Raw genomic sequence first — 18,455 nt, 5'->3', positions numbered from 1 at the left:
CCATAATAAGCAAAAAAGAGGACACTAATGTCCTCTTTTTTTCTCACATTATCCAGCTCTGAAAGCTACACGGCGGTACCATCGGCGAGATTCAACCAGCCTTTGACTATTCGATGACAAAACCAGAGTATCGCTATCGTGTAAACAATGGAGCTCAGCCATAGCTGAGTTAGGGATAAGCCTATTCCGCCCATCAGCATAAAACCAATAATGGAGTGCCTCTGCCAACGAAGGTGCGATGAGATCATCACACCTGAACATGAAGCCCTCTGACCAAAATTGATAAAGAGTCCGACTAAGGTTGGCAGAAAGAAGATAGGGAATGCTGACATCAAGGCGTAGAGAAAATGCGCTAAGCTTGGGTCATCTGCAGATACTCTCTGGGAGGTTGTCGATATCATAGATAGGCTCCACAAACACAAAAGTAAAAATAAAGCAGCGAGTTTCATCTTTAACAATACGTTGTCATAGGCTATAGCGCAAATCCAGCCTCATAAAAACTCACCATTTTTCACTTATCAGTCTAAGAAGAGTAAGTTAAGCTTATATTTAACTATAGCTGCAGTAAAACATCACTCTTTAACTTAGTAGAGCAAGCCAGTACATAACCTTGAGCTATCTCGTCCGGGGTCAAGGTCATCTCACTAGTCGACTCTGTTTCACCCTCTATAACCTTACACTTACAGGCACCACAAACACCCGCGCGGCAAGCAGCTATGATGGGCAAGCCTTGGGCTTCGATACCCTCTAGCAGAGTTTCACCCTGACCCATAACACGTGAATTTTCACCGATGCGCAGCATAAAGCCGCTTGCAGTATTATCTAGCTCAGTGATAACCCTTGCATCATTCTGGGATGGCTCAGTGCCGAAGCTCTCATAATGGTAACGGCTCATATCGAAATTCAATGATTCGAGTAGAGACTCGACTCCTTTCATAAATGGCTCAGGACCACAGACAAAAATGGTTCTGTGTTTATAATCTTCAACCAGTCTGGTGAGCTGCTGAGCATTGATGCGTCCCTCTCCATAACTAAGTCCTTGGGGAAGTCGCTCTGCACCGGACTCCAGAATATAACTGAGATTAAAGGCTGAATTATTAAAGCTGATTGTATCCAGCTCAGATCTAAAAATCATGTCCTCCGGACTCTTGGCGCAATTGAGGAAGGCTATATCGGCGCCCACCTGAGTATCGGTTAACCAACGAGACATGGAAAACATGGGCGTGATGCCACTACCGGCACTTAAGAACAGGTATTTATCGGCCTTGATATCGACCAGATTGAATACTCCATCGGGTCCGCTAGCGTAAATGGTGTCACCGACATTTAATGATTGTGCCAAGTGATTAGATACCCGTCCTCCCTCGATGCATTTGACCGTCACGACTATCGAATAGGGGCGAGACGGAGAAGAGGATATAGTATAACTGCGATATGTTTTCTTACCCTCGATCTCCATATTAAACGTAAGAAACTGCCCGGGCTTGAACTGAAACCTTACTGGCTCAATGCCTTGAAATCGATAACTGAATACATCCTGGGTCTCTTGCCACTTTTCGACACACTGGAGCTCGACTTGCCCATGTTGCCAGTCGTTGGATGTCAGTTGACGTTCTGTATTGTGAAGCGAGGGCTGGGAAATAGTGTCAATACTCATGTATAGCCTTAAGGATCTAAAGTAAAGGTAACTGACCGCCAATAAACCTGTCGGTCAGTTATTTCAGGAAGTGTTTAAGCGGCGTTCAAGATAGTTTTAAGATCTTCTTCGGCAGTTGTCGTGGTACGTAGACCAAATTTATCTTCTAGAATCTTAACCAGGTTATCACTCAGGAAGGCAGGTGGAGTCGGACCGGTGCGGATATTCTTAACGCCTAATGACAACAAGGTCAGCAAGACTACAATCGCTTTTTGCTCAAACCATGAAAGCACTATGCTCAAAGGCAGCTCATTGAGTTCGCACTCAAATGCCTCAGATAGCGCTAGCGCCAGTTGGATGGCAGAATAAGCATCGTTACACTGACCAATATCGAGCAGACGCGGGATTCCATTGATTTCACCAAACTCGAGTTTGTTGAACTTATACTTACCACAACCTAAGGTCATGATGATCGAATCTTTAGGAGCCTGAGTCGCTAAATCGGTAAAATAGCTACGCTCATTCTTATCGCCGTCACAGCCACCGATAAGGAAGAAATGCTTAATCGAGCCATTCTTCACATTCTCGACTACGCCAGGAGCCGCAGCCATCAATGCATTACGGGCGAAGCCTATGGTGATCATATGAGGAATTTCGTCATAGGCAAATCCTTCTAGCTCCAAGGCTTTGTCTATAACTAGGCTAAGATCGTCGCCAGTCAGATGGGTAACACCTGGCCAACCCACGATACTGCGGGTAAAGATACGGTCTGAATAATCACCAACATTGGGATCGATAATACAGTTAGAAGTCATTACCACGGCGCCGGGGAAGTTGGCGAATTCTTTCTGTTGATTCTGCCAAGCGCTGCCGTAGTTACCCACTAGATGGGGGTATTTCTTAAATTCAGGGTAAGCCAGAGCCGGTAACATCTCACCATGGGTAAAGACATTGATGCCCTTGCCCTCAGTCTGCTGCAGAATAAGCTCAAGATCGACCATATCATGGCCCGAAACTAAGATAGCCTTACCTTTCACCGCAACCGTATTGACTTGAGTCGGCTCAGGATGACCGAAGGCCATTGTTTCGCCTTTATCCAACATCTCCATGATGCGATAGTTTAACTGACCTATCTCCATCGCGGTGCCGAATAGCTTATCGCCATCCACCGAATCTTCACCCAAGAAAGCCATGATCTCATGGAACTCGCCGGCGATTTCATCATTGGTCTGGCTTAGCACGCGTGCATGCTCCATATAAGCCGCCGCACCTTTAAGCCCGTATAAGCACAATAGACGCAAACCAAGAATATCTTCGTGAACATCACCACGATTTGGCAGTGCAACCACGGCCTGAGCCAACATTTCAGGCTTAGATGCACCCAGGACTAGCTGAGCTGGCGCACTCAATTCGACAGGAGTCTGACCCGACGCCGCACATGCAGCTTCATAGGCCGTCTTTAAACGTGTACGCAATTCATTCGCATGCTCTACATAGCCAACAATTCGGTCATCATCGAAGTTAACATTGGTCAGGGTGGCGAAGAAAGCTTTAGGCACGAAGGTATCGACTTCGCTGTCTATGATATCGAATTCACGAGCTTTAACCGCATAGGCCGAGACACCCTGAAGTAGATAGATGAGTAGATCTTGAAGATCAGAAGTCTCGGCAAGCTTGCCACACATGCCCTGGGCATAACTACAGCCATTTCCGACTGGGGTTCTCATTGTTTGTTCACACTGAATACAAAACATTACTACTGCTCCTTTAATCATGCTTTTCATTTGCATGTTTTGGGCGAGTCTAAAGCCATAGTCCTGATAGAGGTAGGGGTTTCTATTTTAATGAAGATAACTATGCGCTAGATCAATTTAGCCTCTCTTCTATATAGATAGGAGAGCTTCTAGCAATATAACTGCAGTAGAAAACAAAAAAGGAGCCTAAGCTCCAATTTCTGATAATTAAACAAAATTGTTTAAAATTAAGTTACTTAGGTGAGTAAGATAATAGAAATACGAATGAAAACCTTTATCGCTCAGGTAAAGGCGCTCACTTGATTCAATACACTCCCAAGTAAAATGAGCCTAGCTATAAATCCAGGAATTAATCGGTTTTCATATCATTAACACTTTGTAGCATGGCACGACTCTCGCGTTGAAACTGAGGCGCGAAATCACCAAACCACTGGGCAACTTCTTTAAACTGAGCAACAAACGCATCCCGATCACCGGCTTGTAAAAGAGACAAGGCATGAGAATAGTTATCCAGGTAATCTCCAATCGCATCCATGCTCTCTTTCTGAGCGAAGATAATATCCGCATATAGCTCGGGACTCTGAGCAAATAAACGCCCCACCATGGCCAATTCCAATCGGTAAATTGGCGAGCTAAACTGTAACAAGGATCCTATATCTGCTTCCTCCTTGTATAGGTTTAGGCCATATACAAAGGATGAGAAATGACGCATGGCTTGAACCAACTGCATGGCTTTATCGTGTTTTTCAGGCTCAGCTTCCACCAGGCGTGCGCCCCAGATCTTGATCTGTTCCAGCAGCCACTGATATTTATCACTATCACGACCATGACAGACGACAACCACCTGCTTAGCTAAACTGCCGACATCAGGGCCAAACATGGGATGAAGTCCCACTACAGGACCACTATGAGCCTCGAGCATCGCCTTAACGGGTTCGGTTTTAACTGAGGTTAAATCGGCTAAGATGCAATGACTTGGCAGAGATGACAGCTTATCCCTAATCAACTCGCAGGTAATAGAGATAGGCACTGTGACTATGACCAGACCTGCACCTTCGAAGGTTTGTGCAGCACTGGCCCAGTCATTTTTATCTAATGTTTTTACCTGGTAGCCAGACAAAACAAGCATCTGAGAAAATAAACCACCTAACTTGCCCTCACCGCCCACTATCACAACATTGCCAAGATCTTGTTTTATCTGCTTAAAGCCGACATCTTTCTCATTAAGATAAGACTCACGCATCAGGCGACGTAGAATATCTTCAATCAGCTGAGGAGAGACGTCCATCTTCTTCGCCTCATCGCGCCGCTTGGCCAGCATAGCAGCCTCACGCTGGGGAGCATAAATAGGCAGCCCTGCCCCGTGTTTAACCGCTCCAACTTGGGCTACAAGGTCGAGACGCTTTCTTAAAAGGAGGAGCAATTGCTGATCCACTCCGTCGATCAGACCCCTGAGGTTCTCAAGATCCGATGTAGTTTTTTCATTCATCTATATTCTGTCCATCAAGAAAACGTAAAATTGATTGCTATCATTTGACTGTTATCAGCAGTTAACCGCTAAATTCAGGCATTGACGACTTTTAGCATATCAAATCGAGCAGGTAATACGTGAGCTAATAATGCCGAACCTTCACGTAAAATCTGCTCTGTAGTAGCCCAATCCATACAGGCATCTGTGACAGAGACCCCGTAGGCCAATTCACTTATGGGCTTATCACTGCTTTGTCGCCCTTCATTGAGGTGACTCTCGAGCATGACACCTATGATAGATTGATTCCCTTGGGCTACCTGGTTGAATACATCTTCACAGACACCTTGCTGTTTCCTATGATCTTTTAATGAGTTGCCGTGGCTGCAATCGACAATCAGACGAGCATTGAGGCTAGCAGCATGTAGTTGACGTTCACATTCAGCCACGCTCTGGGCATCATAATTAGGCGCCTTACCACCGCGTAAAATCACATGACCATCTGGGTTACCCGCCGTTTGCAACAACGCCACCTGACCCTGTTGGTTAATTCCCATAAACCTGTGACTACTCGCCGCAGATTCCAGCGCATTGATAGCGACACCAAGCTTACCGTCGGTACCATTCTTAAAACCTACTGGCATAGACAAGCCTGACGCCATCTCTCTGTGAGTCTGAGACTCTGTAGTACGCGCGCCGATAGCAGACCAGGTAATTAATTCGGACATGTATTGCGGGCTAATAGGGTCTAGAGCCTCGGTAGCGACCGGAAGACCCAGCTCAGCAAGCCAGATCATCAAGTTACGAGCTAGCCTAAGTCCCTTCTCAACATCAAATGACTCATCCATATCAGGATCGTTGATCATGCCTTTCCAACCCACTGTGGTTCTGGGCTTCTCGAAATAGACACGCATCAGGATGTAGAACTCATCACTCAATTCATCATGTAGCTTCTTAAGCCTGAGGGCATATTCTTTAGCCGACTCGATATCATGGATAGAACAAGGACCTGCCACGATCAAAACTCGACTATCGCGCTTATGTACGATATCGGAAACCGTCTTACGGGCATTCAATACGTAATGATATGCATCTTTTGATAGGGGTAATTCAAGCTTCAACTGCTCTGGTGTCACCAATACTTTCTCAGAGCTGATATGAACGTTGTTAATCGTATCTTGCTGCATGTTTACCCACCTCAGGTCTATCCGTTATTAATCGATTCAGTTATTAATCAAGAATGTCTTCAATGCTTTTGTAATGTATGTGGCAAACAAAGCTCGTATCGCTGTACTGCTACACCATTACATCGTGTACTTACTATGCCTATAGATTAAAATAAGATCAAGTAAGATCTGTAAACTCAAGAAAAAATCATCGGATTAGGGAAGTTCCTAGGAATCGAGGAATCGAGGAAGCTAGCAAACGAGGAAACTAGAAAGCTAGAAAGCTAGGAAAAGTGAAACTTGCTTACCTTATCTTGGTGCTGCTAGCTAAGAACTGGATTTTGGCCACAAACATGCCGGAACGACTAAAGGACCCATGAAAAGTTGAATGCTTGAGGGTGATCTCCAAGGTCTAAAGCGTTCCAGACACTTCAAAGACATTTGCCATATCCATATGGGTCAGAAGGAGGAAATGCAATAAATGTACGACTGAATAGAATCAGCTGGTACGAGATCAATGATGGCCTTGAATGCTTGAGCAAGATGAAGCCACTTCAATTCCCACCTTGCGAATCTTGTTTACTTTTATCTTTTGTTGTTTTTGATTTTCTTCGCGCCTCGCGACTTTCTCTGCCCTATCTTGAGCCTTCCAGCTTTCTTAGCCTTGTCTTGAGCTCAAAACTTTTCTTTCCCCCAAGATCACAAAAACCCGCCATAAGGCGGGCAATTGTGCGAACACTGCATCTTTTCTTACTGCGTACTACTAAATTACTTAGTAGTTAGCTTCTCACGGATACGTGCAGACTTGCCTGAACGATCACGTAGGTAGTAAAGTTTAGCACGACGAACACGGCCGCGACGCTTAACTTCGATGCTAGAGATGATTGGGCTGTGAATCTGGAACGCACGCTCAACACCTTCACCATTAGAGATCTTACGTACTGTGAATGCAGAGTGAACGCCACGGTTACGCTTAGCGATTACAACGCCTTCGAACGCCTGTAGACGCTCTTTACCGCCTTCTACAACACGTACTTTAACAACTACTGTGTCACCTGCACCAAACTCTGGTACATCTTGCTTCATTTGCTCTTCGTTGAGCATTTTAATGATGTTATTCATGAAATAAACTCCATACTAGATATAACTGATCATAACTATCCGCTGTGATTCGTTTGTTCAACAAACTCATTAAGCAGCTTCGTCTGTTCGTCAGTCAGAGCTAGATTTTCTAATAAATCTGGTCGTCGCAACAAAGTTCTACCGAGACTTTGTTGCAGACGCCAGCGTCTAATATGTTCGTGGTTGCCACTTAACAAGACTGCCGGTACATCTAAACTATCCAAGCTTTCAGGACGAGTATAGTGGGGACAATCCAATAATCCGTCAGAGAAGGAATCCTGCTTTGCCGAGGCTTTTTTTTCCAGAACACCAGGAACCAGCCGTGATACTGAATCAATCAAAGTCATTGCAGGAAGTTCACCGCCCGAAAGCACGTAATCTCCGATTGACCACTCTTCATCCACTTCAGTCTGAATAATGCGCTCATCAATACCTTCGTATCGACCACACACTAAAATCAAACTGTCCGATTTAACTAACTCTTCGACGCCTTGCTGTGTAAGCTTGCGTCCCTGAGGAGAAAGATAAATCACCTTCGCACTGTCACCAATAGCAGCTTTCGCTGCATGGATAGCGTCGCGTAATGGTTGCACCATCATCAACATACCAGGGCCACCACCGTAAGGGCGGTCATCCACAGTATTATGTTTATCATGGGTGAAATCACGAGGATTCCACGTTTGCAACTCCAGCAAGCCATTCTTAACGGCCCGACCCGTTACTCCAAAGTCTGTTACGGCGCGAAACATCTCAGGAAACAGGGTTACTACCCCTAACCGCATATGTTCTACCTCGACTTAAAAGTCCGGATCCCAATCCACAGTGATCTGTTTTTCCGTCAAGTTCACCTCGATGATGAACTGTTCGGTGACAAAGGGGATCATACGTTCCGCTTTGCCGAAGCCATCTTTCGCGTTGGCTTTAACTAAGAGCACGTCATTCGATCCTGTTTCCACGATCTCCTGTACCTTGCCCATGTTGTAGCCTTTGGTATTAACCACTTCACAACCGATAAGATCTCGCCAGTAGAATTCATCTTCCGGCAAGGTCTCCATCTGTTGCAGAGTAACCGCAATCTCACAGTTTGTGAGCATTTGCGCCTGGTCCCGAGTTTCTACACCTTCAAGAGAAGCGACAACCGCCTTTCCCTGAAAACGCCACTGCAGCACCTTAACCTCGCGCCATTCACCTTGCTCTTTAATCAACCAAGGAGAATAGTCAAAAATACCTTCAACAGAATCGGTATAGGTAGTGATCTTCAACCAACCCTTAATGCCATGACTGGATCCTAATTTCCCCAGTACGACAGGTTCTTGTTTACTACTCATCAATCTATACCTTAACGCTATTAAGCAGCTGCTTTACGCGCGTCTTTGATCAACTTAGCTACACGATCAGATGTAGTAGCACCAGTTGCAACCCAATGCTCAACGCGAGCTAGGTCTAAACGTAGAGTTTCTTCCTGGCCACGAGCCATTGGGTTGAAGAAACCAAGACGTTCGATGAAACGACCGTCACGAGCCTTACGGCTATCAGCAACTACGATGTTGTAAAATGGACGCTTTTTTGCGCCGCCACGAGCTAAACGAATGGTAACCATGCGTCTTTTATCCTCTAATGATTTGCTTCTCAAGAAGCAAAAATAAAAACTGGAACTCCGTGTTCGCGAAGAGCTCCAGATAGAAAGCCGCACGATTTTACCTTACTTACCGGCAAATGCAACCAAATATAGCTATTCTGATTAAATTCCGCCCTATAAAATCAGAATAGCTATCCATAGTTTTCACATCTAATTGTTACTATCATTCAAAGCATCTAGATTTGATACTAGGTAAATAAAAAGCCCACAGACAATAATTTTGCATCTGTGGGCTATTAAACTGATAAAAATCTGGTCTTTAACGACCCGGCATCTTCATTCCAGGTGGCAACATACCACTCATGCCACGCATCATCTTCTTCATTCCGCCTTTAGCAGACATCTTCTTCATCATCTTCTGCATCTGAGTGAATTGTTTAAGCAAGCGGTTCACATCTTGGATCTGCGTACCCGATCCCAAAGCGATTCTGCGTTTACGTGAACCTTTTATGATATCGGGACGCTTACGCTCACCCGGTGTCATAGAACTTATGATGGCTTCCATCTGGTTCGTCATTTTACCGCTTTGCACTTGAGCGAGTGCCTCAGGAGGCAGTTGGCCGACACCAGGCAGTTTTTCAATCATGCCCATCATGCCGCCCATATTTTTCATCTGCTGCAGCTGCTCACGGAAATCTTCGAGATCGAAGCTACCGCCTTTCTTTACTTTAGCAGCGAGCTTCATCGCCTTGTCTTTATCGACGCCACGCTCAACTTCTTCGATAAGTGACAGCACATCACCCATACCTAAGATACGTGACGCGATTCGATCTGGATGGAATGCCTCTAAGGCATCGGTTTTCTCACCCACACCCAAGAACTTGATAGGCTTGCCAGTGATATGACGAATAGACAGAGCCGCGCCGCCACGAGCATCACCATCAACCTTAGTCAGTACAATACCGGTTAAGGGTAGCGCTTCGTTGAAAGCTTTAGCCGTAATAGCCGCATCCTGACCCGTCATCGCATCGACAACAAATAAGGTTTCAACAGGATTGACCGCGGCATGAAGCGCCTTAATCTCATCCATCATGCTCTCGTCGACATGCAGACGACCCGCGGTATCGACTATGACTACATCGATAAACTTAAGCTTGGCATGAGCCAAGGCAGCATTAACGATATCGATTGGCTTCTGGCTGACATCAGATGGGAAGAACTGCACATCGACTTCGGTTGCCAAGGTTTCTAGCTGTTTAATCGCCGCCGGACGGTATACGTCGGCACTCACAACTAATACAGATTTCTTCTCACGCTCGCGGAGAAATTTACCCAGTTTTGCGACACTGGTAGTTTTACCCGCACCTTGAAGACCCGCCACCATGATCACTGCCGGCGGCAACGCCGAAAGATCTAGGCCTTCGTTGGCCTCGCCCATGGCGTTCTCAAGTTCGCTCTGGACTATCTTGATGAATGCTTGCCCAGGACTCAGACTCTTAGAAACTTCTTGACCAACAGCACGCTCTTTGACGTTATTGACGAAGGCACGTACAACTGGCAAGGCAACATCGGCCTCAAGCAGTGCCATACGCACTTCTCGTAGAGTTTCCTTAACATTATCTTCTGTTAAGCGACCACGTCCGCTGATATTTTTCAGTGTACGTGACAATCTGTCCGTTAGGTTCTCAAACATTATCGCGTTCTTACCATTTAGAATTCATATTAATGGGCAGTATTATAGCGACGCCCAGATAATATGCTACTGCTATGGTGCAAGATTAAACGCAAGCGCGTTCCTATATAGCTAGACTAAAGTGTATAACTTAGGCCTAACGCTCAGAAAGCACTATTTTTTGTACCTGTATCTAGTGCACAAGTCACCTTAGCTCGTGTTACTCTAGGCGTAAGATTAAAAACAAGGATTTGCTTACTTGTCGCCCTTCGAATTTGTGGTGAACTAAGCAGACCACAGCAAACAAAACGACAGGTTAATACTCAATGGTTTTATTTTCCGCTTCAGCCATGTTCTTTTACTCCATAGCCTTAGTATTAGTGGCCAGTCGTCTGTTTCATGCCGATGGACCTAATCGCCGTCTTGTCGCGGGCTTTGCCGCTATTGGAGTGGTACTACATGCCGCTGCATTATCTCAGGCTATCCTGACCACAGATGGACAAAATTTTAGCCTGACCAATGTCATCTCTATGGTGAATTGGATTATCGCCTTCAGCTTTACCATCTTACTGTCTAGACTCAAGATGATTGTCGTCGTACCCGTAGTGTACGCATGCTCCGTCATCTCGGTTGCAATGCTCTGGCTGGTACCACCGCAATACATCACTCATTTTGAGATCCACCCCGACATATTAGTCCATGTAGTTCTGTCTTTGATGGCCTATAGCGCCTTGATGATCGCCGCCCTCTATGCCATACAGCTGGCGATAATTCAAAATAGATTAAAGAGTAAGAAGATGATCATGAACCCAGCAACGCCACCTCTGATGACAGTTGAGAAACAACTTTATCATCTGGTAATTGTTGGCGTTATCTTATTGAGTCTCTCTCTCGCCACCGGCTTTATCTTCCTCGATGACATGTTCGAAGAGGGCAAGGGTCACAAGGCAACTCTATCTATCATGGCCTGGTTTACCTATATTGCCATGCTTGCTCAACAGTATTGGGTTGGCTGTAGAGTAAGAACCGCTGTGCTCTATACCCTCACGGGAGCCACCATGCTGTCACTAGCTTACTTTGGCGCCCGAATTGTTAAAGAACTAATCTTAACTTAATAATTTATTTTGTTAGCTGTCTGCATGGGATACATTTAATTCTGTGTATATGCTCGGTAAACTTGACACCATATTCAAAGACTTGTAATTACTAGCCTGTGAATAAATTCTAAAATACAGACACAAGCAATATTCAGATAAGCTAACAGATATAGCTATAACTAATATTGCCAATGTCATAGTCACAACTACAGCCAACTAATGGAGCTCCTTTTTGGACGCCATCTCTACCAGTTCACTGCTTATCATTCTCATCGTGTTACTCATCATTTCAGCCTATTTTTCTGGGTCTGAAACAGCCATGATGACACTGAACCGCTATCGACTTAAGCATTTAGCCTCTAGTGGTCATAAAGGCGCTCAACGCGCGATGAAATTACTGGACCGGCCCGACAAACTCATAGGCCTTATCCTCATCGGCAATAATCTGGTGAACATACTTGCATCGACCATAGCAGCTGTTATTGGTATACGTCTCTATGGTGATCTAGGCTTAGCTATAGCCCCTGTTGTTCTCACTCTAGTGGTATTGGTTTTCGCCGAAGTCACTCCGAAAACCATAGCTGCACTGCACCCTGAGCGTATCGCCTTCCCATCCAGTCTAGTGCTGAAATGGTTACTGGTTTTCTTATATCCTTTGGTAAAATCCGTCAATCTGATCACCTCAGGTTTTCTTCGTATTCTGGGGATCCGTTCGATAAATCCATCAGATGCATTGAGCAAAGAGGAGCTGAGAACTGTGGTTCACGAAGCCGGAGCCATAATCCCCAGGCGACACCAGGAGATGCTGCTGTCGATAATGGATCTCGAAAAAGTCACTGTGGAGGACATCATGATCCCCCGCTCAGATCTGTTCGCCATCAATATCAATGATGACTTCAAGAGCATCACTAAACAGATGATCCAGAGTCCCCATACCCGGGTCCTGCTGTTTAGAGATAATATTGATGATGCCGTAGGCTTCGTACATCTTCGCGATGCGCTGCGCCTGCAGTCTAAGAACCAGTTCAGTAAATCGTCTCTACTACGAGCGGTAAAAGAGCTCTATTTTATTCCCGAAGGCACACCTCTCAATGTGCAGCTAGGTAACTTCCAGCAGAACAAGGAGCGCATCGGCCTAGTAGTAGATGAATATGGTGATATTCAAGGTCTGGTGACACTGGAAGATATTCTTGAGGAGATAGTCGGTGACTTTACCACCTCCATGGAGTCCACCCCCAGCGAAGATATCAATAAGCAGCAAGACGGCAGCTTCCTCATCGAGGCGACCATCAACATACGTGAGCTCAACAAGGAAATGAAATGGGACTTCCCCACCAATGGTCCTAAGACGCTAAACGGACTGATTGTCGAGTATCTTGAAGAGATCCCTGCCACTAACACCAGCATGCGGATCTCTGGTTACCCCATAGAAGTAATTGAAGTCGGCGAAAATATGGTGAAGACAGTTCGCATCATGCCACAACACTATCAAGGGCCCGATAAGGAAAAAGACTAGAATAAACTGGCCTTCCCTACAGATGGAAATTAGTGGCTTATCAGATAGTAACTAGCGAGTATCATAATATATTTCTAGTTACTGCTTGATCTATTCATCAGATAACATTATCACTATCTAACCTATCTCCTGCGCAATCTCCCTAAAAAACCTCTAACTCAGTCTGTGGAACCTAGGCTTCAAATCCACCAAAGGCTTAGTGGGCAAACCTAAGCATAAAATCACCAATGGGTCGGAGTACACCTAAACATAGGTTAACCTAAGCTCGCTAACCTTCTGCATTAATGAGCAGGGATTAAGTCTGACGGTGTAATTTCTATCAAGGTGATAGTGATAGAGGATAGAGGATATATTTACTCTGTTCTGCCATTGAAACAGCCCCTTTGGTTAACGGTGTAATCAAGCTATTACTACCAGCACTCGGAGGCTTCAATAAGTCTGTTTGCCAACTAATACCTCTTACTCTGACTTCCCCACAATATACCTGTATCAGTCAACGATAAGACAGTCGGAATCGAACATCGTACATCTATGGTCCTGTAGCACATCTAGCTATTGATTAAACAAATCTAAGTGTACGGAGAAGGAGAATAGAAAAGCCTTAACCATGATAAAGAAAGCGACTATTCAGGCGTAAGACTTGTAAGCCAACGATTCCACCTAGAAGCAATACTAGATATTTACGACTAGGCCGTAAAGCACTCAAGAGTAAGCCATGCTCACAATGGAAACGGAAGAACGACTATCACCAGCGGTCACTATCTGAAACAGCATCTAGCGATATAAGCGACTGATTAGCTCAAACTTAGCCTTCAAGATCACAATACTCAAGTCGGTGAATCCTTAACCTTTGTTAAAGTCACAAACAAAGTCATAGTAATGCCAATAAGGAAACATGCTGCTTACTTAGCTGAAATGCTTGCTACAGCTAGATCTATAGCTCATTTCTGAACCATTTACGCCTAAAAAACAGCCAGCATTTAGGCCTAAAATGACAAAATTACTTTAATTAATTCAGTATAGTTTGTTTCAAATGCGAAATTATTTGAACGTTCCTATCAGAACGAGTATTAGAAAGTCCCCGAATCAGAACCGGTAAAGGTGAAAATATGATTTCAAACTGGGTAGGAGTGACGGAGTTTATTTGCTCCGTAGAAAACCAAAGTTTTACAAAAGCGGCCAAGCGATTAAATACCTCGACTGCGCAAATAAGCAGAAAAGTAAAACATTTGGAAGCAGAACTCTCGACACAACTTTTTTATCGTTCCACTCGATTACTGACATTGACTGAAGAAGGTAAGATCTATTACCAATACAGTAAAAAAGCCAACACTGAGCTATTGAATGCGCAAAGCATGCTTTCTCAATATCAAAGTTCTGCAGAAGGCAGCATAAGGATCACGGCTCCAACGACCTATGGAGATCAGATAATTGCGCCTATTGTTAATGATTTCCTGCTGAAATACGAACAAATAAAAATCGATTTAATACTGACTAATCAAAGAGTAAACCTTATTGAGGATGGTATTGATCTAGCTGTAAGGCTTGGTAACTTGGAAGATTCATCGCTTATTTGTAAAAAGCTTGGGACACGGAAAAAATCTGTGTGTGTGTCTCCGGAATATGCAAACAAATATGGTATACCTAAAGATTTGGAAGAACTTAAAAACTTCAACTGCATCAATGGACTAACTGACTACTGGAGCTTCAAAACAGGCAAGGTGAAAGTTTCAGGTCGCCTGCGTTGTAATAACTCGATGGCGGTATTAAAGGCGGGAGTACAGCATCTAGGTCTAATTCAGTTACCCGACTATCACCTAAAAGAGCACCTTAAAAATAACTCACTGATTCAGATATTAACTGAGTATGAAGCAGAAAAAGAGGGGGTTTGGGCTCTTTACCCTAATACCAGACAGCCATCATACAATGTGAAACTATTTTTAGATTGTTTAATTAAACGAATTCCAGGTTCTGTATTTTCTGTTTAATCCCCCTACACCTATTGATGCAGGGGGAAAATCAAATTTAAGGTTTAGCTAATGATAAGGAACGCTTTGGTATGCTTCGTGTCATACCGAGAGAGAAACCAAGGCAAATTAGCGCGAGTAGATACCAAGCTAAACGTACAGATGATTGACGTGCAGAACGGTTAATATCAACCAATATCTCTATGTCTTTCTGCTCCGTTATTTTATCTTGCCATAACTTCTCAAATCCACTATCGGACAAGAAAGGAACTGATGCAATCTGTTCAACTTGATATTTAGCCTCAACACTCAGTGTCAAACTCTCTTCGGCTTGAGATTTTACCGTACCAGTTAATGAAAACATCATGGTTGTGCCTAACAAGGCAATACCTACTGTTTGACCAATATTTCGTGACGTTGCCTGAACACCGCCAGATTGAGTTGCATCGCGATCATTAACGGCCTCAGTAACAATTAAAGAGGCTTGCGAAGCAATTAAACCGGTTCCTAAACCAATAAATAGCGCACAAGCATAAAAGAATTCATTAATATCTTGCAGCTCTGATCCTAGAGCACCAAATATAGCTGCCAGACCACACAAACCAATTCCTACATTACATAATGTTCGACATGATATTTTATTTAATTTAATCGGCGCAGCAATAGAGGTAAGTAGCATGCCTGTTGAGAAAATAATCATGACTTTCGCTGTATCGAAAGCAGAATACTCTGCGACTAATTGTAGGTAAGTAATACCTAACATGACGAAAGCACCAAACATTAAAAAGATGAAACCACACATGTAAAGACCATCTCTTAATTGAGGGGTTTTTACAAAAGATTCAGGCATCAAACAGGCACCATGTTTTTGTTCGAATTTCTTCTCCCATTTAAGAAAAGCAACTAATACAGTTAAACCCACAGCCACTAATGGCAAGGATGGACTGATCCCCATAAACGTCATTTCTGGATTGATTGGAGTAATTAATCCCCACTCTGTTATTTTTAATAAACCTATGAATAAAGCCAGTAAACCTGAACTTACCAGTACAGTACCGAATAAATCATATTTTATTTTTATCTTTGATTTTTCTACTTTATCTAAGAAGAATCCCAAGATTGTTAAAACAGCAAAGTAACCAGCAAGACCTGCAAAAGCGATACGATAATTAAATGCATCTATGATGTAGCCGAACAATAAGGGGGCGGCAGTGTTAGCAACACCAATAACGGCAGCAACAGCAGCGAAAGCTAAGGCACGATCTTTACCTTTATAGATCCCCGCAATAAGCCCAAGCACAGCAGGAACTAAGAAACTCGCACCAAGTCCTGATAAACCACGAGCAACAAATATAAACACTTGCATGTTGTCTGTGTAAGCGGCAACCGCTTCAGCCACAAACATAAGCACAGTGCCGAGTTGAAATAAACGGGTCCAACCAATAATTAAGCCAAGCATGCCACCTGCTATCATACAAGCACCGGCAATTAAGGGGTACATAGCATTAGCAAACGCGACATCGGCAACAGAAGCACCGAGATCATTGATTAACGAAGAGGTAGCAACTGATAAACCTGAATTATCGCTCATGGTTCCCAGTTGAGCTAATAATATAATGACTAGACTAAACCATTTAGCAATGCCCGTTTTAGCTAAAGGCATTTTTTGTATATTTTCCATATAATTCTCACAAAGAGGCACTCCAGCTTAGCTAGAGTGCCTTTAGTTATTATTAAAACTTAGAAAGTTGTACCTTGCCGCCTAATACCGTTCCTAAAACAGAGATGTCTTTAATTTTCATCACATCGACATCCATAGGACTGTGTTCAAGAATGGCAAAATCAGCCAGTTTTCCAGGTTCGATACTGCCTTTAAGATGATCTTCATCCGAAATATATGCAGCACCAAGAGTGACTGCTTCCAATGCCTCTTCAGCAGTTAACTTTTGATATTCTCCGTAGGTAATATTAGAAAAAATATTAGTACGATTGACTGCCGTCCACATATTAAATAATGGATTACATTCTGTTACTGAGTCATCTGAGTGAATAGAGAAACGAACACCATGATTTATTGAACTGCGACATGGTTCCATAGACTTTACAACTTGTGGTCCGACGGTTTCATTGGCATGAACGTCGCCCCAGATAGCCATGTGCATAGTAAATAAATTATGCACCACACCTAATTTCTTCATTCGTGCCAATTGCTCTTCCGTCACTAACTGATTGTGTTCCAAACAGTGACGAGCATTTTCACGAGGATACGCTTCTTGTAAACGCTCAATCATATCCAGTAAAACTTCGGTGGTACCATTACCATTACAGTGAAACGAGACATTAAAACCGGCTTTATGATAAGGAAGCACGGCATCATAAATCTGCTCTTGTGTACGTTGAATAACCCCATTGCCGTGATTATTATAATAGGTGGATTTCTCAGGCAGGTAAGCAGTAAAGCCTTGAATGGAGCCATCAGTAGTGACAAATTTCACCCGCTTAACTGACATCATAGGGGTGCTGTTTAAACGATACTGTAAGACATCTTCAAGTTTATTATTTTCAATTAAAGGATATGGATGATGACGAACTAGCATGTCTTCACGTTCAGACACTGCTTTATATAAAGGCATAGTATCGAATGGAAGTCCGGCACCGGCATCAATCATGGTTGTGACACCCATGGCTACTTGCTTCTCTGATAGCTTAATCATGAATGACTGCAGCTCTTCATCTGTGCCTTGTAGGTTTATGCCACCCTTATGGAAGATACGCATCCCCGCTTCCATTTCGGCAATATTCCCCGTGACATCACCTTCATCTGTACGCTCAATGAAATGTGCATCGTCATCGACAGAATAACCACATAACTCGATGCCTTTTGAATTGACTGAGAACAAATGCATACTTGCATGAACAATCGCCAAGGGATAGTTAGGACAAATTTCATCAAGAAGATATTTATTTAATTCAATACCATCTTGAATGAGTAAAGGATCAAACCCCCAACAATCAACCCATGGGCTTCGTTCTGCTTCAGGTTTAGATTCATAATCGGCAACAACTTCTTTTAAACGAGTAATAAACTCATCTCTTGTCACCGATGCTTTAACTAACTCACCTGATGTTGAAGATCTATCAACTTGCCCTACATAATAAATACGCGCCTGGAAAGCCGCTGTCATAAATGTATGCATGTGAGCTTCAATAAAGCCTGGTACTAATACTTTATCTTTAAATGAATTATTAATCTCGAATGCTATATTATTGCTAACAAGATAATTTTCAACCTGACAAAAATCACCCACAGCAACTATACGTTCATCAATGACAGCTACAGCTTCTGCACTAGGTTGATCTTTATTAACAGTAACAATGTTAGAAATAAATAAAGTGGCTTTCTTATTATTTAATAAGAATCCATCTGGTAGGCTGTTTAATTTCATAATACTAGTTCCAATAGTTATATTCGCTAATA

15 protein-coding genes and 1 pseudogene are annotated in these 18,455 nt (G+C 43.6%); 4 read left to right on the top strand and 12 right to left on the bottom strand.

The window, feature by feature from the left end; genetic code table 11:
• Positions 1 to 65: 65 nt before the first annotated feature.
• From SVI_RS04545 to ffh, 10 genes are all read right to left on the bottom strand, one after another.
• A complete protein-coding gene (locus SVI_RS04545; RefSeq protein ID WP_013050246.1) occupies positions 66 to 401 on the bottom strand; it encodes a hypothetical protein in 336 nt (111 codons plus the stop codon).
• Between the two features lie 152 nt (positions 402 to 553).
• Positions 554 to 1,657: a hybrid-cluster NAD(P)-dependent oxidoreductase gene (locus SVI_RS04540; protein WP_041419683.1), complete on the bottom strand. Its 1,104-nt coding sequence runs from the start codon at positions 1,655 to 1,657 to the stop codon at positions 554 to 556.
• A 74-nt stretch (positions 1,658 to 1,731) separates the two neighbouring features.
• Positions 1,732 to 3,390, bottom strand: coding sequence for a hydroxylamine reductase (hcp, locus tag SVI_RS04535; RefSeq protein WP_013050244.1), 1,659 nt, complete (start codon positions 3,388 to 3,390; stop codon positions 1,732 to 1,734).
• A gap of 349 nt (positions 3,391 to 3,739) precedes the next feature.
• Positions 3,740 to 4,879, bottom strand: coding sequence for a bifunctional chorismate mutase/prephenate dehydrogenase (tyrA, locus tag SVI_RS04530; protein ID WP_013050243.1), 1,140 nt, complete (start codon positions 4,877 to 4,879; stop codon positions 3,740 to 3,742).
• Between the two features lie 74 nt (positions 4,880 to 4,953).
• Entirely contained in the window at positions 4,954 to 6,045 is a 1,092-nt protein-coding gene (locus SVI_RS04525) for a 3-deoxy-7-phosphoheptulonate synthase (protein ID WP_013050242.1), read from the bottom strand.
• Positions 6,046 to 6,792: 747 nt separating this feature from the next.
• A complete protein-coding gene (gene rplS / locus SVI_RS04520) occupies positions 6,793 to 7,146 on the bottom strand; it encodes a 50S ribosomal protein L19 (protein ID WP_013050241.1) in 354 nt (117 codons plus the stop codon).
• Between the two features lie 35 nt (positions 7,147 to 7,181).
• Positions 7,182 to 7,928 carry a tRNA (guanosine(37)-N1)-methyltransferase TrmD gene (gene trmD / locus SVI_RS04515; RefSeq protein ID WP_013050240.1) on the bottom strand — a complete coding sequence of 249 codons (747 nt, stop codon included), beginning with the start codon at positions 7,926 to 7,928 and terminating at the stop codon, positions 7,182 to 7,184.
• Between the two features lie 15 nt (positions 7,929 to 7,943).
• The gene (gene rimM / locus SVI_RS04510; RefSeq protein WP_041419682.1) at positions 7,944 to 8,474 is read right to left on the bottom strand and encodes a ribosome maturation factor RimM; all 531 of its coding nucleotides are present in this window, start codon (positions 8,472 to 8,474) and stop codon (positions 7,944 to 7,946) included.
• Positions 8,475 to 8,494: 20 nt separating this feature from the next.
• Complete coding sequence (rpsP, locus tag SVI_RS04505; RefSeq protein WP_013050238.1) at positions 8,495 to 8,746, bottom strand: 30S ribosomal protein S16; 252 nt, start codon at positions 8,744 to 8,746, stop codon at positions 8,495 to 8,497.
• A 298-nt stretch (positions 8,747 to 9,044) separates the two neighbouring features.
• Positions 9,045 to 10,418, bottom strand: coding sequence for a signal recognition particle protein (gene ffh / locus SVI_RS04500; protein ID WP_013050237.1), 1,374 nt, complete (start codon positions 10,416 to 10,418; stop codon positions 9,045 to 9,047).
• Between the two features lie 305 nt (positions 10,419 to 10,723).
• Between ffh and SVI_RS04495 the strand changes: the two genes are divergently transcribed.
• From SVI_RS04495 to SVI_RS04485, 4 genes and pseudogenes are all read left to right on the top strand, one after another.
• Positions 10,724 to 11,512, top strand: a complete 789-nt coding sequence (locus tag SVI_RS04495; RefSeq protein WP_013050236.1) for a cytochrome C assembly family protein — start codon at positions 10,724 to 10,726, stop codon at positions 11,510 to 11,512.
• A gap of 214 nt (positions 11,513 to 11,726) precedes the next feature.
• Positions 11,727 to 13,010, top strand: a complete 1,284-nt coding sequence (locus tag SVI_RS04490; protein WP_013050234.1) for an HlyC/CorC family transporter — start codon at positions 11,727 to 11,729, stop codon at positions 13,008 to 13,010.
• A 620-nt stretch (positions 13,011 to 13,630) separates the two neighbouring features.
• Positions 13,631 to 13,961 (top strand): annotated as a pseudogene (locus tag SVI_RS22050) (IS5/IS1182 family transposase); the annotation flags it as partial.
• Positions 13,962 to 14,119: 158 nt separating this feature from the next.
• The gene (locus tag SVI_RS04485) at positions 14,120 to 14,998 is read left to right on the top strand and encodes a LysR substrate-binding domain-containing protein (protein WP_013050233.1); all 879 of its coding nucleotides are present in this window, start codon (positions 14,120 to 14,122) and stop codon (positions 14,996 to 14,998) included.
• A gap of 37 nt (positions 14,999 to 15,035) precedes the next feature.
• Here the strand turns inward: SVI_RS04485 and SVI_RS04480 are convergent, their stop codons facing one another.
• Both SVI_RS04480 and SVI_RS04475 read right to left on the bottom strand, forming a co-directional pair.
• Positions 15,036 to 16,658 (bottom strand): MFS transporter, encoded by a 1,623-nt coding sequence (locus tag SVI_RS04480; RefSeq protein WP_041419681.1) that lies wholly within the window; start codon positions 16,656 to 16,658, stop codon positions 15,036 to 15,038.
• Positions 16,659 to 16,710: 52 nt separating this feature from the next.
• Positions 16,711 to 18,423: an amidohydrolase gene (locus SVI_RS04475; protein ID WP_013050231.1), complete on the bottom strand. Its 1,713-nt coding sequence runs from the start codon at positions 18,421 to 18,423 to the stop codon at positions 16,711 to 16,713.
• Positions 18,424 to 18,455: the final 32 nt, after the last annotated feature.

The sequence above is a fragment of the Shewanella violacea DSS12 genome, from assembly GCF_000091325.1.
Lineage (GTDB): Bacteria > Pseudomonadota > Gammaproteobacteria > Enterobacterales > Shewanellaceae > Shewanella > Shewanella violacea.
The sequence above is the reverse complement of the archived record's forward strand: the minus strand, read 5'-3'. Positions and strand labels throughout refer to the sequence as shown.